General features: G+C 73.0%; 21 protein-coding genes. 4 read left to right on the top strand and 17 right to left on the bottom strand.

The window, feature by feature from the left end:
• Positions 1-5: 5 nt before the first annotated feature.
• The 13 genes from FXF68_RS08460 to FXF68_RS08400 all read right to left on the bottom strand — a co-directional run bounded on the left by FXF68_RS08460 (position 6) and on the right by FXF68_RS08400 (position 14,707).
• On the bottom strand, positions 6-941 hold the full coding sequence (locus FXF68_RS08460; RefSeq protein ID WP_246178513.1) for a sugar kinase: 936 nt from the start codon (positions 939-941) through the stop codon (positions 6-8).
• 125 nt (positions 942-1,066) lie between these two features.
• Positions 1,067-1,750, bottom strand: coding sequence for a bifunctional 4-hydroxy-2-oxoglutarate aldolase/2-dehydro-3-deoxy-phosphogluconate aldolase (locus FXF68_RS08455; RefSeq protein WP_148758402.1), 684 nt, complete (start codon positions 1,748-1,750; stop codon positions 1,067-1,069).
• Positions 1,751-1,805: 55 nt separating this feature from the next.
• On the bottom strand, positions 1,806-3,026 hold the full coding sequence (locus FXF68_RS08450) for an alanine racemase (protein ID WP_148758401.1): 1,221 nt from the start codon (positions 3,024-3,026) through the stop codon (positions 1,806-1,808).
• Complete coding sequence (locus FXF68_RS08445) at positions 3,023-3,976, bottom strand: IclR family transcriptional regulator (protein WP_148758400.1); 954 nt, start codon at positions 3,974-3,976, stop codon at positions 3,023-3,025. The genes FXF68_RS08450 and FXF68_RS08445 overlap by 4 nt, the downstream gene beginning before the upstream one ends.
• Entirely contained in the window at positions 3,973-4,716 is a 744-nt protein-coding gene (locus FXF68_RS08440) for an MBL fold metallo-hydrolase (protein ID WP_148758399.1), read from the bottom strand. Before FXF68_RS08440 ends, FXF68_RS08445 begins: the two co-directional genes overlap by 4 nt.
• Positions 4,713-5,816, bottom strand: coding sequence for a M20/M25/M40 family metallo-hydrolase (locus FXF68_RS08435; protein ID WP_187437811.1), 1,104 nt, complete (start codon positions 5,814-5,816; stop codon positions 4,713-4,715). Before FXF68_RS08435 ends, FXF68_RS08440 begins: the two co-directional genes overlap by 4 nt.
• A gap of 29 nt (positions 5,817-5,845) precedes the next feature.
• Positions 5,846-6,790, bottom strand: a complete 945-nt coding sequence (locus FXF68_RS08430) for an ABC transporter permease (RefSeq protein WP_148758397.1) — start codon at positions 6,788-6,790, stop codon at positions 5,846-5,848.
• Positions 6,790-7,734 carry an ABC transporter permease gene (locus FXF68_RS08425; RefSeq protein ID WP_148350006.1) on the bottom strand — a complete coding sequence of 315 codons (945 nt, stop codon included), beginning with the start codon at positions 7,732-7,734 and terminating at the stop codon, positions 6,790-6,792. Before FXF68_RS08425 ends, FXF68_RS08430 begins: the two co-directional genes overlap by 1 nt.
• Positions 7,727-9,385 carry a sugar ABC transporter ATP-binding protein gene (locus tag FXF68_RS08420; protein WP_148758396.1) on the bottom strand — a complete coding sequence of 553 codons (1,659 nt, stop codon included), beginning with the start codon at positions 9,383-9,385 and terminating at the stop codon, positions 7,727-7,729. Before FXF68_RS08420 ends, FXF68_RS08425 begins: the two co-directional genes overlap by 8 nt.
• Before the next feature lie 2 nt (positions 9,386-9,387).
• Positions 9,388-10,443, bottom strand: a complete 1,056-nt coding sequence (locus FXF68_RS08415) for an ABC transporter substrate-binding protein (protein WP_148758395.1) — start codon at positions 10,441-10,443, stop codon at positions 9,388-9,390.
• Positions 10,444-10,522: 79 nt separating this feature from the next.
• The gene (locus tag FXF68_RS08410) at positions 10,523-12,085 is read right to left on the bottom strand and encodes an N-acyl-D-amino-acid deacylase family protein (RefSeq protein ID WP_187437810.1); all 1,563 of its coding nucleotides are present in this window, start codon (positions 12,083-12,085) and stop codon (positions 10,523-10,525) included.
• A 364-nt stretch (positions 12,086-12,449) separates the two neighbouring features.
• On the bottom strand, positions 12,450-14,051 hold the full coding sequence (locus tag FXF68_RS08405) for an RNA polymerase sigma factor (protein WP_187437809.1): 1,602 nt from the start codon (positions 14,049-14,051) through the stop codon (positions 12,450-12,452).
• Positions 14,052-14,206: 155 nt separating this feature from the next.
• Positions 14,207-14,707: a SigE family RNA polymerase sigma factor gene (locus tag FXF68_RS08400; protein WP_246178512.1), complete on the bottom strand. Its 501-nt coding sequence runs from the start codon at positions 14,705-14,707 to the stop codon at positions 14,207-14,209.
• A gap of 279 nt (positions 14,708-14,986) precedes the next feature.
• On the opposite strand from FXF68_RS08400, the gene FXF68_RS08395 reads away from it, so the two are divergent.
• Together FXF68_RS08395 and FXF68_RS08390 are read left to right on the top strand one after the other, a co-directional pair.
• Positions 14,987-16,057: a hypothetical protein gene (locus FXF68_RS08395; RefSeq protein WP_148758392.1), complete on the top strand. Its 1,071-nt coding sequence runs from the start codon at positions 14,987-14,989 to the stop codon at positions 16,055-16,057.
• Positions 16,051-16,908, top strand: a complete 858-nt coding sequence (locus tag FXF68_RS08390) for a MauE/DoxX family redox-associated membrane protein (protein WP_148758391.1) — start codon at positions 16,051-16,053, stop codon at positions 16,906-16,908. The genes FXF68_RS08395 and FXF68_RS08390 overlap by 7 nt, the downstream gene beginning before the upstream one ends.
• Positions 16,909-17,547: 639 nt before the next feature.
• On the opposite strand, the gene FXF68_RS08385 is transcribed toward FXF68_RS08390, so the two are convergent.
• The 3 genes from FXF68_RS08385 to FXF68_RS08375 all read right to left on the bottom strand — a co-directional run bounded on the left by FXF68_RS08385 (position 17,548) and on the right by FXF68_RS08375 (position 20,876).
• Positions 17,548-17,841 carry a hypothetical protein gene (locus FXF68_RS08385; protein ID WP_148758390.1) on the bottom strand — a complete coding sequence of 98 codons (294 nt, stop codon included), beginning with the start codon at positions 17,839-17,841 and terminating at the stop codon, positions 17,548-17,550.
• 479 nt (positions 17,842-18,320) lie between these two features.
• Positions 18,321-19,508 carry an ATP-binding protein gene (locus FXF68_RS08380; protein ID WP_246178509.1) on the bottom strand — a complete coding sequence of 396 codons (1,188 nt, stop codon included), beginning with the start codon at positions 19,506-19,508 and terminating at the stop codon, positions 18,321-18,323.
• 360 nt (positions 19,509-19,868) lie between these two features.
• On the bottom strand, positions 19,869-20,876 hold the full coding sequence (locus FXF68_RS08375) for a pirin family protein (protein WP_148758388.1): 1,008 nt from the start codon (positions 20,874-20,876) through the stop codon (positions 19,869-19,871).
• Between the two features lie 166 nt (positions 20,877-21,042).
• Between FXF68_RS08375 and FXF68_RS08370 the strand changes: the two genes are divergently transcribed.
• On the top strand, positions 21,043-21,504 hold the full coding sequence (locus tag FXF68_RS08370; RefSeq protein WP_148758387.1) for a MarR family winged helix-turn-helix transcriptional regulator: 462 nt from the start codon (positions 21,043-21,045) through the stop codon (positions 21,502-21,504).
• 50 nt (positions 21,505-21,554) lie between these two features.
• Here FXF68_RS08370 and FXF68_RS08365 read toward each other — a convergent pair whose 3' ends face one another.
• Complete coding sequence (locus FXF68_RS08365) at positions 21,555-21,971, bottom strand: hypothetical protein (protein ID WP_148758386.1); 417 nt, start codon at positions 21,969-21,971, stop codon at positions 21,555-21,557.
• 161 nt (positions 21,972-22,132) lie between these two features.
• Between FXF68_RS08365 and FXF68_RS08360 the strand changes: the two genes are divergently transcribed.
• On the top strand, positions 22,133-22,885 hold the full coding sequence (locus FXF68_RS08360) for a M15 family metallopeptidase (protein ID WP_148758385.1): 753 nt from the start codon (positions 22,133-22,135) through the stop codon (positions 22,883-22,885).
• The last annotated feature ends 47 nt before the right edge of the window (positions 22,886-22,932 follow it).

Genomic DNA, 22,932 nt, shown 5'->3' with positions numbered 1-22,932 from the left:
TCTCCTCATCGGGTGACGGTGTCTTCAGTAGATTTCAGCAGTTCGAGATCGCGGCGGCTCGGGAGACCCTCCCAGTCGCCGCGGACGGTGACCGCGTACGCGCCCGCGGCCGTCGCGGTGGCGAGCCGTTCGGCGACCGGACGGCCCCGCACGAACTCCGCGAGGTATCCGGCGGCGAACGCGTCCCCCGCCCCGACCGGGTCGATCACCGGGACCCGGTGCGCGGGCTGGACATGCAACGTTCCCGCGCAGGACGCGACCACCCCGGCCGCGCCCCGCTTGACCAGCACGTCGCGCGGGCCGAGCGCGGCGAGCCCGGTGGCGAGCCCGGCCGGGTCGTCGGCGGCCACGACGAGCCGCGCCTCGGCCTCGGTCGCGAACACGAGGTCGGCGCGTTTCACCAGGTCGCGCAGGGCTTCGCCGGCCTCGTCCGGGGACCACAGGGCGCTGCGGTAGTTCAGGTCGAGCGACACCGGGACGCCCGCGTCCCGGGCCGTCTCGACGGCGTCGTCCAGTGCCGCGCGGGCGGTCGGGCTGATCGCCGCCGTGATCCCCGTGACGTGCAGGACGCGCGCCGACCTGATCAGCGCGTGCGGGACGTCCGCCGGGTCGAGCCGGGAGCCCGCGCTGCCCGTCCGGTAGTACTGGACGCGGGTGAGCGTCCCCGACCGGCGCTCCTTGAACAGCAGCGCGGTCGGGGCCGACGCGTCGACGACGGCGTGGTCGATGCGGACGCCCTCGCCCGCGAGCGCCGTCGTGATGAGACGGCCGAACTCGTCGTCGCCGACCCGTCCGAACCAGGCGGCGGTCGCGCCGAGGCGGCGCAGCCCGATCGCCGTGTTCGACTCGGCGCCGCCGATCCCGAGATCGAGCGACCGGGCGTGCCGCATCGGCCCCACGACCGGATTCTCCAGCCGCGCCATCGTCTCCCCGAACGTCACAAGATCGACCCTCGTCGCGGGCCGCCCCGGTGACTCTTGCTCCGCTGCGGTCATCGGGCCCTTTTCTCCGGGGGACGACCCCCGGACCCCCGAGGGCCGCCCCGATGATCCTCGCTCCGCTCCGGTCATCGGGGCTGGGCTTCCGGGGGAGGCGGGGCGGTGGCCTGGAGGCGGGCCGTGCGGACGCCGTTCAGGGCGCGGTAGGCGCGGTCGGCCATGGCGGTCAGCGAGCCGCCGTCGAGGGCGTCGCCGATCAGGGAGCCGCCGAGACCGACGCCGATCGCGCCCGCGCGGACGTAGTCGCCTGCGGTGCCGGGACGGACGCCGCCGGTCGGCAGGAGCGCGACGTCCCGGAACGGCTCGGCGAGGTCGCGCAGGTAGGTGGGCCCGAACAGGTGCGCGGGGAAGACCTTGACGGCGGTCGCGCCGAGGTCCCACGCACGCGCGACCTCGCTCGGCGTGAGCGCGCCGGGGTAGTAGGGGACGCCCAGGTCGTGGGCCTTCTCGGCGACCTCCGGGTCAGTGTCGGGCGCCACCAGGAAGGACGCGCCCGCGTCCACGGCGGCGGACGCGTCGTCGACGGAGCGGACCGTCCCGGCGCCGAGTTCGACGTCGTCGGGGTACCGGTCGCGGGCGGCGCGCAGCGCGTCCAGCGCGCCCGGAGTGTTGAGGGTGATCTCCAGGCAGCGGATGCCGGCGGCGACCAGGGTGTCCAGGACGCCGGTCACGCGGGTGGGGTCGGTGCCGCGCACGACCGCGACGACGCCGGTGGCCGTCAGCGCGCCTCCCGGCGCCAAGCGGGGGGTCATGGTCGTCCTCTCGAAGGGGGTGTCAACGGGTCAGAAGCTCAACGGGTCAGAAGCGTCAGAAGTAGGTGCGGATCAGGTCGGTCACCGTGTGGTCGTCGTCGACGACCGGGATGACCTGCCATTTGTCGAAGGCCGTGCAGGGGTGGGAGATCCCGAAGCAGATCAGGTCGCCCGGCCGCGGGGACGGCCCCTCCACCGCCACGTAGGCGTGGTGGTCGTTGGTGTCGGTGACGCGCAGGCCGTCCGCGGGCAGGACGGTCCCGTCCCGCCGCCGGACGCGCAGGGGGACGGGCAGCCCCGCGTCGTAGGGCGCCTCCCGCTTGCCCATCCCGACGATCGCGAGCCCGTCCTCGGGGACGGACGTGACCTGCGCCCAGATCTCCAGCGCGGCGTCCAGCGAGCCGGGGAGGCGGGTGAACGGCGTCCGCTCGGTGTAGATGCCGTCGTCGTGCGTCACGTAGGCGCCGCTGCGCAGGATCACGGTCAGCTCGTGTCCGGGCAGCCAGTCCCCGGACAGCCGTTCCGCGACCTGGTCGAAGTAGGCGCTGCCGCCCGCGGTGACGACGACCTCGCGGGGCAGCAGCCCGGCCTCGGACAGGGCGGCGGTCGCGTCGCGGAGCGTCCCGAGGTAGGCGCCCGCGGACGCGACGTCCGGCAGCCCGCCCTCGTAGCCCGCGACGCCCGCCAGCTCGGTGCCGGGGGAGGCGGCGACGGCGCGCGCGACGCTGGTCAGCTCCTCGACGGTGCGGCAGCCGGTGCGTCCGTTCGGGTGACCGAACTCGACGAGCACCCGGAACGGGCGCGGCCCGGCGGCGGCGGACAGCGCGGCGACGCCTTCGAGCGAGTCCGCGTACAGCAGGAACTCCATGCCGCGGTCGACCTCGGCGCCGAGCCAGCGCAGCGCGGTCGGGTCGAGCAGCTCGTTGGCCAGCAGGATCCGCGGGACGCCGAACGTCCGGTAGGCGAGCACCTGGTTCGCGGTCGCGGCGGTGATGCCCCAGGCGCCCGCGTCGAGCTGGGCCTGGAACAGCGACGGCGCCATGGTCGTCTTGCCGTGCGGCGCGAAGGTCAGGTCGTGCCGGGCGCAGAACGCGGCCAGCTCGGCGATGTTGTGCTCCAGCGCCGATCTGCGCAGGATCATCAGCGGCCAGGTGAACGGGCCGCCGAACAGCGGGTGCCGGGCGGCGGCGAACTCCGCGAACGGGACGGCCGGGCCGGGCTGCCAGAAGCCCTTCGTCCGCCAGTCGACGTACTCGTCCGGAATCGTGAGGTTCACGGCTGGTTCCCTCCATGCGGATCGCGGTCGGTACCGCTGCGCTCGGCGGGACGGTCGAGCGCCCGGTCGAGTGGCCGGTCGAGTGGCGGCCGGTCGGGGCGGCGGCGCGGCTGCCGGGACGAGCCCAGCACGCGGGAGATCTCCAGGCCCGTCCGCTCCACCATCGGCCCGACCTCCCGCACCCGCGCCGGCGTCATCCGGGACGTCAGCCCGGACACGCTCAGCGCGCCCACGGCCCGGTCGGTGTGGTCGAAGATCGGCGCGGCGACGCAGCGCACCTCGGGCTCGTTCTCCCGGTCGTCCACGGCGTACCCGGAGAGGCGGACGCGCTCCAGCTCGGTCGCGAGCCGGGCCGGGTCGGTGATCGTCCGCTCGGTGCGCGGGGTGAGCCCGGCGGCGACCACGAGCTGGAAGTCGTCGTCGCCGAGCCAGGCGAGGATGGCCTTGCCGACGGCCGTCCGGTAGGCGGGCATCCGCATCCCGACGCGGGACGCCATCCGGACGTTGTGCTCGTTCTCCACCTTGTCGATGTAGACGACCTCGGGCGCGTCGTAGACGACGAGGTGGCACGTCTCCCCCACGACGTGCTGGAGGCGGCGCAGCGGGTCGGCGGCGACGGACCGCATGTCCAGCGACGACAGGTACGCCTGCCCGAGCCGCAGCGCGCCGTGCCCGAGCCGGAACCAGCCCGTCTCGCGGTCGCGGGTGAGCAGGTCGCCGTCGATCAGCGGGGCGGCGAGCCGGAGCACGGTGCTCTTGCTCAGCCCGAGGTCGTCGGCGATCTGGGTGAGGGACACGCCGCGCGCGTCGGCGTGGTCGCGGACGTGGTCGAGCACCGCGAGCGCCCGGCGCAGCGACGACGACTGGTTCCGCGCGGGCTTCGCCCCCGCCTTGGCCGTCGCCTGGGCCGGCGTCTTGGCCGCGGGTTCCGCGGTCTCGTCGATGCTCATGTCGTGCTCCCCGGAAGCAGTCCACGGGTGATAACGTCGCGGGCCGCCGCGAGGTGCCGCCCGGCGCGGGCGAGCGAGATCTCGTGGTGGCCCGGCAGCAGTATGTCGATCTCCAGCGCGGCGAGGCGCGCCAGGCTGGCGGCGTATTCGGGGACGCGCGCGTCGTGCAGGTTCTGCAGCGAGATCCGCCCGCCGGTGAACACGCAGTCGCCGGAGAACAGGGCGCGCCCCTCGGGCGCGTCGAGCAGGTAGCAGGTGTGCCCGTCGGCGTGCCCCGGTGTCGCGATCGCGGTGAGGGCGACCCCGCCGCCGAGGTCGATCTTCTCTCCGTCCGCGATGGGGCGCACCGCCGGGCACGCCGGGAAGGCGTACTCCGGCGGGTACACCCCGGCCGCCTTGCCGCGGTCGACGCTGAGCTTGTCCTCCGCGCCGGACGCGATCCAGTCGCTCGCCGGTGCCCCCGCGCGAACGGCGATCCCCTCCACGTCCCGCGCGAGGGCGGCGGCGCCGCCCGCGTGGTCGGCGTGCCCGTGGGTGAGCAGCAGGTGCCGCTCCCCCGCCGGTCCGGCGGCGGTGCGCAGCCGCCGCGCCAGCAGCCCGGCGGACGTCCCGGCGCCCGCGTCGACCAGCGCCGCGCCCCGCGACCCGCGCACCAGGTAGACGTGGCAGTCCAGCGGGTCGGTGAGGTCGAACCCGGCCGCTCCGCTGCCGACGAGTTCCACGTGTTGCGTCAGCCTCATGCCGTCCCCCCGCCGAGGGAGCGGATGGTGTCGGCGACGAGCCGGGCGGCGGCGTCGACGTCAGCGAGCGCCACTGACTCGGCCGCCGAGTGCGCGTCGGCGATCGAGCCGGGCCCGAACACGACCGACGGGATGCCCGCGCGGGCGAGCTTGCTCGCGTCCGTCCCGAACGGCATCCCCTGGACGGACGCGGGCAGCCCCGCCTCCTCCAGCGCGGCGCTGAGCGCGGCGGGCACCGGGCTCGTCGCCGGGGTGTCGAGGGCGTAGTCGACGGTGAACGGGTCGTCCACCTCGACCTGGCCCGGCAGGACGGCGGTCAGCTCGGCGCGGTCGCGCCGCCACACGTCGAGGGGGTCCTCCCCGGGCAGGGTGCGGCGGTCGACGTCGATCTCGCAGCGGCCGGGGACGGTGTTCGGGCCGTCCCCGCCCCTGATCCGGGTGACGCAGCGGGTCGCCGGGCCGAGCAGCGGATGCGGCGCGGCGTCCGGCGGCGTCCCGGCGATGTGGTCGATCACGCGGGACATGAGGGTGACCGCGTTGACTGCCTCGTCCGGACGCGAGCTGTGCCCGGCCCTCCCCAGGGTCCGGACGGTGTACCGCACGCATCCCTTGTGCGCCGTCGCCGGGACGAGCCCGGTCGGCTCCCCGACGATCGCGCCCACGACCTCGGTGTCCGCCAGGTCGGAGATCAGGCCGAGGACGCCCTGGTAGGCGTGCTCCTCGTCCATGACCCCGGCGACGACGACCCCGAACGGCGGCGGCGGACCGGCCGCCAGCTCGGCCGCCGCCAGCATGAACGCCGCCAGCGGCCCCTTCGCGTCGCACGCGCCGCGCCCGTACAGGCGGCCGTCGCGGACCGTCCCGGCGAACGGGTCGACGGTCATGCCGTCGGTCTCGACGGTGTCGAGATGCGACTCCAGCAGCACGAAGCGCGGGTCGCGCCCCGGCACGGTAGCGACGACGTTGGGACGCCCCGGCGACACCTCCCGAACCTCGGCCTTGATACCGCGCCCGACGAACCAGTCGCGCACATAAGCGGCGACCGCCGCCTCCCCAGCACCCGACCCACCCCGTGGGTTGACGCTGGGAATGCCGACCATGTCCCGTAGAAGCTCCCCCGAGTCCGGCATCAGGACCGCCGTTCCCGCGCGTAGGCGAGCAGCAGCCCGATGATCAGCAGGCCCAGCACGATCTGCCGCGCCCCCTCGGACATGTTCCACGACGCCAGCAGCGCCGTGAGCAGCGTCAGCATCAGCGCGCCCGCGACCGTGCCGAGCACGTGGCCGCGCCCGCCGAGGATGGACGTCCCGCCGAGCACCACCGACGCGATCGACAGCAACTGGTACGGGTTGCCCATCGTGAGCGAGCTGGTGGACGTGAACCCGAGCAGCACCAGCCCGGCCACCCCGGCGAGCAGCGAGCACGCCCCGTAGGCGACGAACGCGGTCCGCGCGAGCGGCACCCCGGACGCCCGCGACGCGCGCTCCCCGTTGCCGAGCGCGAACACGTACCGTCCGATCCGGGAGGCGTGCAGCAGCCACACGGCGACCGCGGTGATTCCCAGCCAGAGCAGGAACGCGAGCGGGATCCCGACCACGCGGTCGTTGGCGAGCGACGCCAGCAGCGGCACCTTCGCCGACTTCGGCGACCCGTTCGTGTAGACGAGCAGGGCGCCCGCGACGATCGTCCCGGTGGCGAGCGTCATGACCATCGGCGGCACCCGCAGCCAGGTCACCCCGGCCGCGTTCGCGACGCCGACGAGGACGCTCGCGACGAGCGCGACGACGACGCCGGTCGTCCCGCCGGAACCGGACGCGACCTGCGCGCACACCACCGCCGACAGCGCGACGACGCCGGACACCGACAGGTCGATCCCGCTCATCATGACGACGAGCGTCTGCCCGACGCCGACGATGCCGAGGAACGCGGCCGTCTGCACCAGGTACCGGACGCTCGACACGCTGTCGAAGCCCTTCGCGAACAGGATCGCGCCGATCCACGTCACGAGCAGGACGCCGAACGCCCAGGCGGCCCGGTTGTCGCGGAGCCCCCGCGGCAGGGTGATCGCGGTCATCAGTCCGTCCTCTCCCGCGTCGCGAACGTCTTGACGGCGATCGCCACGATCAGCACCGCCCCTTGCAGGATGAGCTGGTAGAACGGCGACAGGCCGGTGAACAGCAGCAGGTTCGTCAGCAGCCCGATCAGCAGCGCGGCCAGCACGGTCGCGCGCATCTGCCCGACGCCGCCGAAGAAGCTGACCCCGGCGAGCACGGACGCGGCGATCGAGTTGAGCGTGTACGGGGCGCCGATCGTCGCGTCCCCGGACCCGGTCTGGATCGCGAGGCCGATCCCGGCGAGGCCGACGAACACGCCCGCCAGCGCGTAGGCCGCGATCTTCACCTTGCGGGTGCCGATGCCGCTCGCGTACGCGCCGTGCTCGTTGCCGCCGACCGCGTACAGCGAGAGGCCGAACCGGGTCGTCCGGACCGCCTTCCACAGCACCAGGACGGCGACGATCACGAGGACGGGCAGCGCGAGCCCGTTCCACCCGTTGTTGTAGGCGTCGACCAGCCCGGACGGGACGTGCCCGCCCGGCTGCGGCAGGACCACCAGCGTGACCCCGCCCCACAGGAACGACGCCGCCAGCGTCACGATGATCGGCGGCAGCCCCGCGTAGGCGACGAGCACGCCGTTCGCGGCGCCCGTCGAGGCGGCGGCGGCCAGCGCCAGCGCGCCGGCGACGACGACGCCGTCCTCCGCGCGGACGGCGAACACCGCCATCGCGAGCGCCAGCACCGAGCCGAGCGACAGGTCGATGCCGCCCGCCAGCATGACGGTGCTCTGCCCCATCGCGGCCAGGATCAGCGGCAGGAACTGCGCCGACAGGATCGTGATCGACGCCGGGGTGAACAGCTCCGAGTCGTAGTGGCTGTACGCGGCGAGCAGGACGACCAGCAGCGCGCCGAGGCCCGCCACGTCCAGGTTGCCGCGCAAAGCGCCGGTCAAGCGTTCAGACATTGGCTCCCGACCCCCTTCGGGGGGTGTGGGGGGTCGTCCCCCCACTGTGACCCGCCTCCGTGCCGGTGACGGAGGCGCGGACGAGCCGCTCCTCGGTGAGGTCGGCGCCCGCCAGCCGGTCGACGACGGCGCCCTCGTACATGACGGCGACCTCGTCGCAGAGGCCGACAAGTTCCATGGTGTCTCCCGACGTGACCAGCACCGCGACGCCGCTGTCGGCGAGCCTGCGGAGCAGGTGGTAGATCTCCCGCTTGGTGCCGACGTCGATGCCGCGGGTCGGCTCGGCGAGCAGCAGCACGCGCGGTCTGGACGGCAGCCAGCGGGCCAGCGCGACCTTCTGCTGGTTGCCGCCGGACAGCCGGCGCGCCTCCTGGTCCGGGCCGGTCACCTTGATCCGCATCCGCTCGACGAGGTCGTCGACGAGCCGCGCCTCCGCGCCGCGGTCGACGGTGGTCAGCCGCTTCGCGGGCGTGACGACGTCCAGGTTGGTGAGGGACAGGTTCGCCCGGACGGTCTGCGCCACGTGCAGCCCCTCGACCTTCCGGTCCTCCGGGACGTAGGCGATCTTGGAGCGGATCGCCTCGCGCGGGGAGGCGAGGCGCGCGGGACGTCCGTCCAGCTCGATCCGCCCGGTGTGCTTGACCAGGCCGAACAGGGCGCGGAGCACGGCCCGCTGGCCCTGCCCCTGGAGCCCGCCGAGGCCGATGATCCGGCCGGGCTCCAGGTCCAGGTCGACGTCGGCGCAGGCGCCGGGGACGGTCAGCCCCCGCGCGCTCAGCACCGGCCTGCCCGCCGGAACGGGCGGCGCCGCTGGGGTCTCCTCGGCGGCGGCCTTGTCGGAGGCGATGGCCTCCTCGGACGGGATGGCGAGCGCGTCGTCGCCCTCCACCGGCGCCGCGACCTCGCCCGCCTTCGGCGGGAACAGGTCGGACAGCTCGCGCCCGATCATCAGGTGGACGATGTCGTCGTGGTCGGTCTCCGCGCGCTCGCGGGTCGCCATGACCTCACCGTCCTTGAGGACGGTCAGCCGGTCGGCGACGGCGAACAGCTCGCCCATCCGGTGGCTGACGATGATCACGGACGAGCCGGCCGCGCGGAGTTCGTCCACGACCGTGAAGACGCCCTTGACCTGGTCGTCGTCCAGCGCGGACGTGGCCTCGTCCAGGATCAGCAGGCGCGGTTTCGAGGCCAGCGCCTTGGCCAGCTCGACGAGCTGCTGGCGGCCGAGCGGGAGGCGTCCGGCCCGGGTCATCGGGTCGACGTCCAGCCCGACGCGCTCCAGCAGCGGCCGCGCCCGGCGGGCGAGGTCGCGGCGCAGGACGAACCCGCGCCGCGACGGCCACTGGCCGAGGAACACGTTCTCGGCGACGGTCTGGTGCGGGTTGAGGCTGAGCTCCTGGTGCACCGAGCCGATCCCGACCGCGCGGGCCCGGTGCGGCGACCAGGACGTGACGGGCTCTCCGTCGTACACGACACGTCCGGAATCAGGCGCCAGCAATCCGGTGATCAGCCCGAGCACCGTGCTCTTGCCCGCGCCGTTCTCCCCGACGAGGGCGAGCACCTCGCCCGCGCGGACGTCGAAGCTCACCTCGTTGAGGACCCGGTTGCCCGCGAAGGACTTCGAGACCCGCTCGACGGCCAGGAGCGTCATCGCTACTTGCCGATCAGCTTGTCGATCTCGGACTGCGGCAGATCCTGGATCGGGTAGGAGTCGTCCGGCTGGTCCGGCTTGACGTACTGGTCCAGGGTGTCGTCCGTGATCTTGGGCAGCGGGACCGTGATCTGGTTCGGCACCGTGTCGCCGCCGGCCTTGGCGACGGCCGCGCGCAGCGCGATCACGCCGAGGTAGTTCGGCTGCGCGGTGGACAGCGACGAGAACCCGTTCGCCTTGTTGTCCTTCCACAGCTTCAGGAACCCGTTGTAGTTCTCGCCGGTGATCGGGACGAGCTTCTTCTTCTGCTTGATCAGCGTCTGGAGAGCGGCGGCCGAGAGGGCGCCGCCCTGCGAGAACACGCCGTCGATGTCGGGGTTCGCCGAGTACGCCGAGGCGAACGCCTGCGCGGCCGGGGCGAGGTTGTACTCGCTGTGCACGTTCGCGGCGACCTTGATGCCCGGGTACTTCTTCAGTCCCTCCTGGGCGCCCTGCCAGCGCTCCTCGCTGACCGCGACGCCCGCCGGGCCGTTGAAAGCGATGATCTTGCCCTTGCCGCCCAGCTTCTCGCCGAGCCACTCGCCCATCATCCGGCCCCACTCCTTCTGGTCGGTGCCGACGCGCACGACCTTTTCGGAGGTGACGAGGCTGTCGAAGTTGGCGACGGTGATGCCCGCGTTGACGGCCTGCTCCAGCGCCGGGTTCAGCGCCGTGGAGGAGCCCGCGTCCACCAGGATCACGTCGTACTTCTGCTGGATCATGGCCCTGATCTGGGCGATCTGCTGGGACGTGTCGCCGTTGGCGTTGAACACCTGGTAGTCGGCGACCTTGCCCTCGCCCTTGAGCTTCTGGACGTCATCCTTGATCATCTTGTCGGTCTGCTGCATCCAGGACGGGGTCAGGTAGATCGTGGACCAGCCGACCTTGAGCGCCTTGGCCTTGCCGCCCGACTTGTCGTCGGACTTGCCGTCGCCGGAGTCGACGCCGCACGCGGCGGTCGCGGCCAGCGCGCCCACCGCCGTGATGGCCACGACGGCGCGCGTGAACCTACCGTTCATGGGGGTTCTCCTTGTGACTGTCCGGAACCCGGGGCGGGCTCCGGCGAGATGGGCGGGGGGAGTTCTGTGTCCTCCGGGGTCAGGCGGGTTTGAGCGCCCGGCCCGGAGGATGGTGCGTGGCGTCCTCGGTGAGGTCGCCGCCGCTGAGCACGGGCACGCCGTTGACGACGACGTGCTCGACGCCGTCCGCGGGCGTCCGCGGCCTTTCGTAGGTGGCCCGGTCAGTGACCGCGTCGGGATCGAGGACGACCAGGTCGGCGGCGCGTCCCGGCTCGACCCGGCCGCGGTCGCGCAGCCGGAACCGGTCGGCGGCGCGCCCGGAGAGGTGGACGGCGGCCTGCTCCCACGTCCAGTCCCCGAGGTCGCGGACGTGCCGGCCGAGCATCCTGGCGAACGCGCCCCAGCCGCGCGGGTGGGGGTGTCCGCCCTGGTAGATGGCGTCGGAGCCGGTCGTCTGCGCGGGGTGCCTGAGCAGCGCCCGGACCGACTCCTCGCTGTTGGTCGGCGGCTGCGCGAACACGCACCCGGCCTCAAGTCGGGTGGCGACGAGGAGGTCGCAGCAGAACTCGGCGGGATGCTGCCCGGCCCGCTCCGCCGCGGCGGGGAGCGTCAGGCCCTCCGTCCAGCGGTACTCGTCGGCCGGGACGTGCGACAACGTGATCCGGTGCCAGATCGGCGCCTCGTCCCACTCGCGCTCCAGCCGTCCCCGGATGCCCGGGTCGGCGAGCGCGTCCAGGGTCGCGTCGAGGTCGGCGATCGGCAGCCAGGACGGCAGCGTGACCAGCGTCAGCGTGCTCGATCCGCGCAGGTAGGGGTAGCTGTCGAAGGTCAGGTCGATGCCCTCGGCGCGGGCTCCGTCGACGAGCGCGACCAGTTCGTCGCCGGGGCCGTGGTAGTGCGAGACGTGCGGGGCGACGCCCGCCGCGCGGGCGATCTGCAGCACCTCGGCCATCGCGGTCGCGGCCAGCGACTCGTAGCCGCGCATGTGCGTGACGTACGGCAGCCCGGCCGCGCCGACCGGCGCGCAGAGCGCCGCGACCTCGTCGGCCTTGGCGTAGGCGCCGGGCACGTACTCCAGGCCGGTCGACAGCCCGGCCGCGCCCTCGGCCAGGCCCCGCTCGACCAGGGCGCGCATCGCGTCGAGCTCGTCCCGCTCGGGCGCGCGGCGGTCGGTGCTCATGACGCCGTGCCGGATCGTCCCGTGGGGGAGCAGGTAGACGGTGTTCAGCGCGGTTTCGCGGTCGTAGGTGCCGAGCAGGTCGGCGACCGACACCGGCCCGCCGTCCAGCCCCGGGTGGGTGCCGTTGACGGGCGCGAAGTACCGGCTGACGTACCGGAGGGTCGCGGGGCTCGCGGGTGCGTAGGAGACGCCGTCCTGGCCCAGGACGAACGTCGTGACGCCCTGCCGCAGGGCCGCGAGCTGCACGTCGGCGTCCAGGACGGCGGCGTCGCCGTGCACGTGGGTGTCGATGAAGCCCGGCATGACGTACCGGCCGGTCGCGTCGATCACCGTGGCCGCCGCCGCGTCCGGCAGGACGTCGACCGCGGCGATCCGGGACCCGGAGACCGCGACGTCCGCACGGCGCGCGGGACCGCCGGCGCCGTCCAGCACCGTCCCCCCGCGAACCAGCAGATCGTACATTGGACCTCATTAACCCCACAGAGCAGGTAACCGGACATCCATGCCGGTTGCCGTGGAGGTTATGCGGACTCCCAAGACCGGCGCCAGTTTTGCAACACATGATTTTGCATTGCACAACCAGCGTATATCCGCAGGTGAGCGCCTTGTCCAAGCGCCAGAGCGGCACCTGTCCAGGCAGCGCCGGGCCGGGTCACGAAACGATCAGGCCCACCGCGCGCCGCGTCCAAGGGCACAACCGGCCAAAGGACCGACCGGCCAGGGGGCACAACCGGCCAGAGGGGCGAGTGGCCAGAGGCCGACTGGTTGGAGAGGCGAGTGGCTGGGGCCCGGCCGGTCAGAGGGCGGCCGGTCAGAGGGCGGGCGGTCAGAGGATCGTCGTGCCCCAGACGACGTTCACCGTGTGCCGGGCGCCCTCGGAGTCGGTGAACGTGAGGCTGCCCTTGCCGGGCAGGCCGATGATCGCGGTGCGGAGCGTGAGGGTCAGCGTGGCCGTGCCGTCCGCGCTCATGTCGCCCCGGGTCTCGGACAGGGCGAGCTGGTTCGTCGAGGTCACCGCCGTCCACGTCACCGGACCGCTCCTCGCGGCGAGGGTGACCTGGGCGGTCTTCGTCCCGTACATCTCGACCTTCGCCGGGTTCACGACGAGCGTGCCCGGCCCGGCGGGGGCCTGTGACGACGGCGGTCGCGGCGAGTGCGACGGGTTCTTCGTGCGGTCGTCCGTCTGCGGGACGACGGGCGGCTGGCCGGGATGTCCCGGCGTGCCTCCGCCGCCGCCACCCGGCCCGCCGGTCGGGTCGCCGCCGCGTCCCTGGGCGTCCGGCGGCCGCTCGTGCGTGACGTCGGGCTGCGGCGCGGGGCGGAACGGCGGCCAGGCGCCGATGCCGGGGCTCATCATCAGGACGGCGACGATCGCGGCGGCCAGCGCGGCCGCCATCACGGCGCCGGTGACCAGCCAGCGGCGGGTGAACGCGGACGGCACGTCCGGCTGGCTCGGCAGCCCGGCCGGGGTGAGCGCGCCGCCGCGCGCGGCGATGTCGGCGCGGTAGCCGGCGAGCTCCGGGTCCGTCGCGGTGTGCATGACGCGGTGCCGCAGCGCGGCGGGCAGCATCGGGGCGGGCGCGCGGCCGAGCAGCGCGGCGGCCGTCACCCGGCCGCGCCGGACGCAGGCCGGGCAGCCCGCCGCGTGCCGCTCCGTCGCCGGGTCGGCCGGCGCGGCCTCCGCGCGACGGCGCGGGAAGCGCCGGAGCGGCCGGTCCGGCGGGGGCGGGTCGAGCGGCTCCTCCTGGTCGCCGCGCGTCGGCGGGCGGGCCGCGAGGACGGCGACGGCCGTGGACCGCGCGTCCTCCCGCTCGCCCGACGAAGCGGTCGCCCCCGAGGCGTCGGACGCGCCCGACACCGCGCACGCCCGGTTCGCGCGGTCGACCTCCTTCTGGAGCGCGGCCTCCAACTCCGTCCGGGCCCGCCGGATCCGCAGCGCGGCCCGCCGCGGGGACAGCCCGAGCGCCGCGCCGAGCCGGGACGGGCGCAGCCCGTGCCGGAACGCCAGCAGCGACACCTCCTGGTCGACCGGCTCCAACCGGGCCAGACTCGCGCGAAGCAGGCCGTGCAGCTCGTCGGACGGCGGCCAGTCCGGGACGGGCCCCTCCGGCTCTCCCCGGCTCAGGAACGGGACGTCGGAGAACTCGGCGCTCCGGTCCCAGAAGAGGATCTTGACCCGGCCGCGCCGGACGCAGCGCCGCCGCGCCGCCCCGTACAGCCACGAGCCGAGCTGCAGGTGGTCGCGCATCCGGGGGGCGCGGCGGGCGGCGTCGATGAACGTGTCGTGCACGATGTCCGCGGCGATCTTCTCATCGCCGGACATTGACAGAACGTAGTCATGGATGCGCTCACCGTACTCGTCATAGAGCGCGGCGAGCGCCGCCTCGTCCCCCTCGTTCAGCCCTTTGACCAGCTTTCGGTCGGCCACGTGTGCGGAGGGCGACAACCTTGGCATCCACGCTCCCGGCACCGGCATGGGGCGTCCGCCACCATGGGATCGTCCGGACATTCAGCCCACCTTGCATACACCCCCGGACCCCGTCCGCACCACTTGAACGCCCGAATTGGAGGGGGATGCGGGTGTCAGGGGGTGATGGCGAGGAACTCCCGAAGTTTCGCCATCGCCCTGGAGACGGTGGACTTGACCGTGCCGACGCTGACGCCGAGCGTCTCGGCGATCTCGCGCTCGGACATGTCCTCGTAGTAGCGGAGCATGACGGCGAGGCGCTGCCGCTCGGGGAGGCGGCGCAGCGCGCGGGTGAGCACGTCGCGGGTCTCGCTGCGTCCGGCGTGGTCGTCGTCGGCGGGACGGTCGGGCAGCCGGTCGGTCGGGTAGACGTCCAGCTTCTGCCGCCGCCACCAGGAGATCTGCGTGTTGACCATGGCGCGGCGGACGTAGCCGTCGACGGCCGCGCGGTCCTCGATGCGGTCCCAGGCGAGGTAGGTCTTGGCCAGCGCGGCCTGGAGGAGGTCCTCGGCCTCCGCCTCGGCCCGGGCGCCGGTCAGCCGTTTCGCGGCGCGGAGCAGCACGGGACGGCGTTCCGCGACGTACGCGTGGAACTCCTCCTGCCGTGTCGCGTTCACCTCACCACCGCAACCAGGGGTTGGGAGCCGCTCCGGCCCGGCGAGCCGGGCGCACTCCGATACGTTCGACGATCGCATGCCGATCGTAATTTCGGTCCTACAGATTGAATATTTCCGGGTCAACCAGTTCATAATCCTCAACCGAGGTGCATCGAACTTCCTCCACCGGCTGACTTATCGCGACAAATCCGTCGACAGCTCTGGTCACCGCGCGTGACTCTTGACTCACTGTCCTAACAGCAGTCGCCCTGAGTGATGATCGATCCCCGGAGCCCCGCGATGCCGCCACCCCACCGCCGTGGAGCGAACCGCCGCAGATATCGGACGGCCGTGCTCGGCGCGTCCGCGGGCGGCGGGATCCCCGACGGCGCCGGACGTCCACTGCGCGTCGTGACAGGAATCGTCCTCGACGCGAGCCCGCATCTGCTGGTGCTCGGCGCCCCCGGCGGCGGTGAGACGAGGGTCGCGATGAGCGAGTCGACGGCGATCTGGCACGGCGGCCGCGCGGGCCTCGCCGTCCTCCGCCCGGGCCGCCCGGCGATCGTCCGCCTGAAGCCCACGAACTGCGCAGGAGGCGCCGAGGGCGCTGGCGGCGCCGGTGGTCTCGGGGACGCGGAGGGTGTCGGGCGGGTCGGGAGCGTGTTCGGGGCCGACCGGGTCTGGGTGGGCATCAGCCGCGTGACCGGGACGATCCTGGCGTGTGGGCGGGACGCCGTCGACGTCGACATGGGCCCGCACCGTGGCCGCACCCGGGTCGCGATTCCGCCGAACGCCCTGGAGCGTGTCCTCGTCCGGCATCCGCGGCTGGAACCCGGCTACCTGATCGACGTGATCTGCGTCGGGTCGCCGGACGGGCCGCGGGCGGTGCGTCCCGGCACGTCCCAGCCCGGCTACCGGGCCGACGACCTCGCCGCGCCGGAGGTCACCGCGCCCGTGCCCGAGGTGCTGCGCGGCACGGCGACCTGGTTCGGCGGCGCGGACGAGCGGGGAACCGACGCCCCGGACCCGACGGACGGCGCGGCCTACCCGGCGGTCGACCCGGAGGGGGACGCCGGGGGCTGCGCGGACGCCCCGTCCGGCTGCGTCGCGTTCCCGTACCTGTCCATCGGCAGCGAGATCGTCGTGCACAACGAGTGCGGCGGGCGCGCCGCGGCGGTGCCGGTCGTCGAGTGCGGCTGCGCGGCGGCCCGCTTCTGCGACCGGTGCGCCGACTGCGACGCCACGCCGCGCGGCCGGATCGTCGAGCTGACCCCCGCCGCGTTCGCGGGGCTCGGCGGCGACCTGGAGTCCGGGTGCTTCAACGCCGCCGTCCGGCCGGTCGGGACGGCTGGGAGGGCCGTGTCATGGTGACCGTGTTCCAGAACACGCAGGTGCTGCTGCTCGCGGCCGTGCTGCTCATCGCGTGCCTCGCGAAGCTGACCGTCCGGGAGGAGGCGTCGGGCGCGCCCGACCACGTGCACGGCGTGCCGGTGCCCGCCGGGCTGGCCCGGCTGGCGCCGGCGCACGGCGGCCGCCGGCTGACGGTCGGCGTCGGCCTCGGCGAGGGCATGCTCGGCCTCGCGCTGCTGCTGACCTCGCACCTGTCGGTGCGGCTGGCGACGACGGTCGTGTTCGCCGCGGCGACGTGGGTGGTCAGCGAGCTGCGGGTGCGCCGCCCGGACGCCGGATGCGGCTGTTTCGGCGGGCTGAGCGGCAAGAAGGTCGGGCGGCGCAGCGTGCTCCGCGCCCTGCTGTTCACCGCCGCCGCCATCGCGTCGCTCGGCGCGCCGCTCGCCGGGTTCGACGTGCTGCTGGACGTCCAGGCGCAGGTGGGGCTCGTCCTCGTGGTGGAGCTCGGCCTGTTCGCGGCGCTGTCCCCGGAGCTGTCGGCGCTGGTGCGGCGGTGCGGACTGCTCGGCGGGGGCGGCCTGCCCCACGGGCCGGGACGCCCGGCGACACCGTGCGAACGGCGGCGCAGCCCCATCGAGGAGACCTACGCGACGCTCTACGACAGCCAGGCGTGGACCGAGCACGAGAACCTCATAGCGAGCGCCGTGCCGTTGGACGTGTGGCGCGAGGGCTGCTGGCGCTTCGTGGTCTTCCCGGCCCGCCTGGACGAACGCCCCGTAGAGATCGTGTTCGCCGTCTCCACCGCCGAACGCGACAAAACCGTCCGCTCCTCCGTCCTCGCCCCAGAAACAGCCCTCTCCTCAACCTCATAGAGCCAAGCCACTCCAGAGCCGGAGCCCAAGACCGCCCACTCGACCGTCCTCACCCAGAGATGCCCCTCTCTTCGGCCTAGTAGAGCCGGGCCGCTCGACCAGTCGGAGTCGGGGTCCGGGGCCGTCGCTGGCCGTCCTCGCCGCGGAGACGCCGCTTTCCACCACCTCGCGGAGGGGCCGGTTCGCCAGTCGGCGTCGCGGGCCAGGACCGTCCGCTCGGGCGTGCTCGCCACAGAGGCGGCCCTCTCCTCGACCTCGTAGTGGCGGGTCGCTTCACCAGTCAGAGCCGAGGCCAAGACCGGTCGCTCGGGCGTGCTCGCTGCGGAGGCGGCCTTCTCCTCGGCCGCGTAGTGGCGCGGTGGGCCACCAGTGGTAGCCGAGGGCCAGGGCCGTCCGCTTGGCCGTACTGGCTGCGGAGGCGGCCCTTTGCTCCACACCCTGTAGAGGTGGGCCGTTCATCAGTCGGGGGTCGGGGGCCAGACCGGTCGCTCGGGCGTGCTCGCTGTGGAGGCGGGCTCTCTCCTCGGCCTCGTAGTGGCGCGGTGGGTCATCAGTCGGGGTGTCGGGGCCGAGACCGGTCGCTCGGCCAGCCGCGCCGGAGGGGCGGAGCATTCTTCGACCTCGTTGTGGTGGGGCGGGTCACCAGTCGGAGTCGGGGGCGTCGTCCTCTGGGAACTGGTCGTCGTAGATGGCGAGTTCGTCCTCGGCATCAAGGTCGGGATCTTCGGGGTCTTCGGGACGTGGGGGTGGCGCGCCGCCGCCTACGTCGGAGGGGTGCTCCTCCCAGCCGGGGGTGTAGGCGTAGTCGGGGCCGGACTCGCGGTCGGGCACCCGTCCGCCCTGGTCCTGCTGCATCGCGGACAGGTCGTCGTCATCGTCGTCGCCATGCTCGTTGTAGAGGTCCTGGCCACGGAAGCGGTCGTCGTCGCTCATCTCTCCTCCGAGGTCGGAGTCAGAGTCGGAGTCACGTCCAGGCGGACGCGCCGGACCGGTCATACCCAGATGGCCCCGAGGACACCGACTTCAAGTCTCTACGACTCTCTACAGAAAATCCTAGAGAGAAATAGAAAGCGACAGAAGGCAGGCAAGCGAAATCTATGGCTTTCTAGGGCCATCACTAGAAAGCCAAATACTCAGCGGACATCACGTCCCCATGCACTTCTCTACGACTCTCTAGCCATCACGCTAGACAGCCCCAGAAAGTCGAAGCACAACGCGAACGACGGCGAACGCGCTGGCCGAACGCGCGTCGAACGGACGAACAGACAGCCGGACGGCCGAGCGCCTAGGCGGCCGTGCAGCGGTCAGGTGGGCGGCCGACAGGCAGGTAGGCGGGCAGACGAGCCGGGCGGCGGATGAGTGGGCGGCGGGCAGGTGGGCGGGCCGGGAATTGTCGGGTGGGCTGGGACGGGTCAGGCGGGTTGGGAGCGGAGGAACTTGCCGAAGTGGGGGACGGTGAAGGCGACCATGCCGCGTTCGGCGCTGTAGATGAGGCCCTTCTTGATGAGGCCGTCGCGGGCGGGTGACAGGCTGGACGGCTTGCGGCCCAGTTCGTCCGCGACCGAGGCGGTCGGCACCGGGTCGTCGCCGAGCACGGCCATGGCGCGCATGTAGTCGCGTTCGGCGGGGGTGGCGCGCTCGTAGCGGCTGCCGAAGAAGCCGACCGCGAGCTCGCTCTCCGCCTCGGGGGCGGCGACCTTGATGTCGTCGGCGGTGATCGGGGTGTCGGGCGCGACGTCCCAGACGACCTTGGCGTACGCCTGCACGAAGTACGGGTATCCGTCGGCCGCGCCGTACAGCGCGTCGAGGGCCTCCTCGGTGAAGGTGACCTCTTCGCGTTCGGCGGGGGCGAGCAGCGCGTGGTCGGCGGACTCGCGGTCGAGCCGGTCGATGCGGGCGTAGCGGAACAGCCGCTCGGAGTAGGACTTGCTGGCCGACAGGACCGCCGGGAGATGCGGCAGCCCGGCGCCGACCACGATCAGCGGGCCGCCGACCTGCGACAGCTCGTGGCACGCGGCGCACAGCGCGGACACGTCGTCGGCCGGGACGTCCTGCATCTCGTCCACGAAGAGGGCGATGCCGACGCCCACGTCGGTGGCGACGGACGCGGCGTCGACGAACAGCTCGGTGAGGTCGATCTCCAGGTCGCCGGAGTCGGCGCGGCCCCGCGACGCGGGCACGTCGATGCCGGGCTGCCAGCGGTGCGCCCGCGCCTTCGCCTTACCGGACGGCGGCTCGGGCTCGGACTGCGCGAACGCCTTGAGCACGCCGAGGAACTCTTCGATGCGGTCGGGCGCGCGGTGCCGGGGCGCGAGCTCCCGGACGGCACGGTGCAGCGCCGACGCGACCGGACGCCGGATCGACTGGTCGGGCCGGGCCTCGATCTTGCCCGTGCCCCACAGGCGCTGGATCGCCATCGACCGGAACGCGTTGAGCAGCACGGTCTTGCCCACCCCGCGCAGCCCGGTGACGATCATGCTGCGCTCGGGACGGCCGCGGGCCACCCGTTCGAGCACGACCTCGAACTGCCTCAGCTCACGGTCGCGGCCGGCCAGCTCCGGGGGACGCTGCCCGGCGCCAGGGGCGTAGGGATTGCGCACGGGGTCCACGCTGTCGGACTCTATGAGGCGATATAGCTGGGGCCGTAGATTTGCGTAGAAACCGCTGCGGCGTGTCGCGTGCGGCTCGTGCAGCCGGACGCGGTGCGCGGGGCTCTCCACCCCCCTCGTGGCCATCGTCGCGACCATGTCGCCTCCCCGGGCGAGCGCGTGTTCGAGCGAACGGTCGAACTTCTGTTCGACTATTCGAACACACTAGCGCATGGCTCTGCGCCCGTCATCCGAACCCCGCAACTTCGCGCGACGAACCCGCGACGAACCCGCGACCAACCCGCGGCGGCGCGGGCCGCGCTCCCGGCAGCCGACCGGGAGCGCGGCTGTCCGCGCAGGTCAGAGCATTGGTCAGAGGCTCTCGTCGGCGGCCGAGCGGTGCGGGACCTGCTCCGCCGGGACGGTCCCCATGCGTCCGGCCTGGAAGTCCTCGAACGCCTGGACGATCTCGTCCCGGGTGTTCATCACGAACGGCCCGTACCGCGCGATCGGCTCCCGGATCGGCAGCCCGCCGAGGATGAGGATCTCCCACCCGTTCGCGCTCGCGACCGGCTGGCGCTCGGCGGCCTGGACGACCAGCCCGTCCGTCTCGCCCCCGTGGTGCGAACCGGCGAAGACGGCGAGCTGCCCCTCGTCCAGCCCGGCCTGCTCGACGCCCGCCGTCCCGCGCCCGGACAGGACGTACACCAGCGCGTTGAAGTCGCGCGGCCACGGCAGCGCGAGCCGCGCGCCCGGCGCGACCGTCGCGTGCAGATAGTTGATCGGCGTGTAGGTGACGCCTGGCCCGTCGTACCCGGCCACCGACCCGGCGATGACGCGCACCAGCGACGACCCGTCGTCGGAGGCCAGGAGCGTGACGTCCTGTGCCTTGATGTCCTGGTAACGCGGCGGCACCCATTTCTGGGAGCGCGGCAGGTTCACCCAGAGCTGGACGCCGTGGAACAGACCGCCCTTGGCGACGAGCTCCGGCGGCGGCTGCTCGATGTGCTGGATACCGGACGCGGCCGTCATCCACTGGGTGGCGCCGTCGGAGATGAGCCCGCCGCCACCCGTGGTGTCCTGGTGCTGGAACGCGCCGTCGATGATGTACGTGACGGTCTCGAACCCGCGGTGCGGGTGCCAGGGCGTGCCGCGCGCCTCGCCCGGCGCGTACTCGACGGCGCCCATGTGGTCGAGGAGCAGGAACGGGTCGGCCAGGGACAGGTCCATTCCGGGGAAGGGGCGCCTCACCTCGAAGCCCTCGCCCTCAAGCTGGCGGTTCGCGGTCACGACCTTCGCCACCCGGCGCCAGTCGGTGTCCGTGGCGGACGGGAGGGGCAGGCGGGGAAGGGTCAGCGGGTCGGCCATCACGGCGGGCATGGGGACCTCCATCTCTCGGGCGCCCGTCCGCGCGTCGGGCGGTGCGCCACACCCCACAACATAGTTGATGCTTCAACTATTTCCCCGGACGAGAGCGCGCGACCCCCTGCTACCGTGGAAACAGCGAGAGTTAGTTGAATGTTCAACATACTCTATACTCGTAAGAATGAGCGAACCTCGCTGGCTCGATGCCACCCAGCAGCGCGATTGGCGGGCATACGTCGACGGCAGCGTCCGGCTCACCGAGATCATGGACCGCGACCTCAAGACCAAGCACGGCCTGTCGGTCTCGGAGTACGAGATCCTCGTCCGGCTCTCCGAGGCGCCCGAGCGGCGGCTGCGCATGGCCGAGCTCGCCGAGAACGCCAGCCAGTCGCGCAGCAGGCTGTCCCACACCTGCTCACGCCTGGAGTCCAAGGGCCTGGTCAAACGGGACAGCTGTCCCAACGACAAGCGCGGCGTCTACGCGCACCTCACCGACGAGGGCTTCGCGGCGCTCGACCGGGCCGCCCGCGACCACGTCGAGACCGTCCGGAACTTCTTCATCGACGTCATCGACCCCGACGACCTCGCCGCCATCGGACGGGCGTTCACCCTCGTCCTCAAGCGGCTCGGCCCGTCGAGCTGAGCCCGTCGAGCCGAGCCCGTCGAGCCGAGCCCGCGGCGCGGCCGGCCCCCTCACAGCGGGACGGTCACGCCCGTCAGGAAGCCCACCGAGACCAGGGTCAGGAAGACCCAGGCCAGCATCATGCCGTGGCCGAACGTCCGCCAGCGGCCGCCGACCTTCCAGACCAGCAGTCCGCCGAGCCCGAACGCCAGCATGATCAGCGTGATGAACTGCGGCAGCAGGCTCGGACGGCTGCTCGTCATCAGCGGCCCGTACATCATCACGGCGTCCACCAGCAGGAAGATCCCGAACCCCGCGACCAGCGCCCCGACGTCGCGGCCGAGGAACGCGCGCCCGCGCTCGGCGGCGACCTGCGCCCAGTCCGGACGCGCCTGCGCGCCCGCCCCCTGCTCGACCTCCACGTTGTGCGCCACGGCGAAGATCTCGTCTTCGAGGCTCGGAAGGTCCCGCTCCTGACGTTCCGCCATGCCGGCTCCCTGGGGCCGGTCACCGCGGGCGACATGCCCGGCGGACGGATGAGTTCACGGCCCGTCCGTCCCGGCCCCTTTCCGGCGGGCGCGCCGTCAAACGCACGGTAGCGAATCCAGGGTCGCACGCGCACGGCGCATCCCATGCCATGCTGGGGAACATGCCAGGTAGAACGCCTGAACGCCGACCCGCGCGGCGCGCGCTGCCGGTCGCGCTCGCCCTCGCCGTGGCGGGGGCGGCGGCCGGGTGCGGCGGCGGGGGCGAGTCCGGCGAGTCGTCGCCGCCCGCGACGCCGCCCGGGACGGCCGCGTCGCCGTCCGGCCCGTCCGCGACGCCGACGAAGCAGGAGTTCCAGGCGACGGTCAAGCGCGTCACGGCGGGCGACCTGAAGTACTCGTGGCGGCGCGGCTGCCCCGTCTCGCCGTCCGGGCTGCGGATGATCGAGATGACCTACTGGGGCATGGACGACAAGACCCACGCGGGCGGGCGACTCGTCGTCAACGCGAAGGCCGCGGACGACCTCGTCTCCGTGTTCCGCAAGCTGTACAAGATGCGCTACCCGATCGAGCGCATGGAGCCGGTCGACAAGTACAAGGGCAGCGACTTCGACTCGATCGAGGCCAACAACACGTCGGCGTTCAACTGCCGTCCCGCGACGGGGTCGAGCTCGTTCTCCCAGCACGCCTACGGCCTGGCCATCGACATCAACCCGTGCCAGAACCCGTACGTCTACGCGGACGGACACGTCGCCCACAAGAAATGCGCCAAGTACAAGGATCGCAGCAACGAGGATCCCGGCGTCATCCACCGCGGCGACAAGGTCGTCAAGGCGTTCGCCTCGATCGGCTGGGGCTGGGGCGGCGTGTGGAGCGGCGCCCGCGACTACCAGCACTTCTCCAGCTCGGGCCGCTGACGCCCGACGTGCAGCCGGGCCCGGGACGCGGGGCCCGTGACGCGGAC

Origin of the sequence: Actinomadura decatromicini, from assembly GCF_008121305.1 — a bacterium.
Classification (GTDB): domain Bacteria; phylum Actinomycetota; class Actinomycetes; order Streptosporangiales; family Streptosporangiaceae; genus Spirillospora; species Spirillospora syzygii.
Note: the sequence above shows the minus strand (reverse complement) of the source record. Positions and strands in the feature narration are given on the sequence as shown.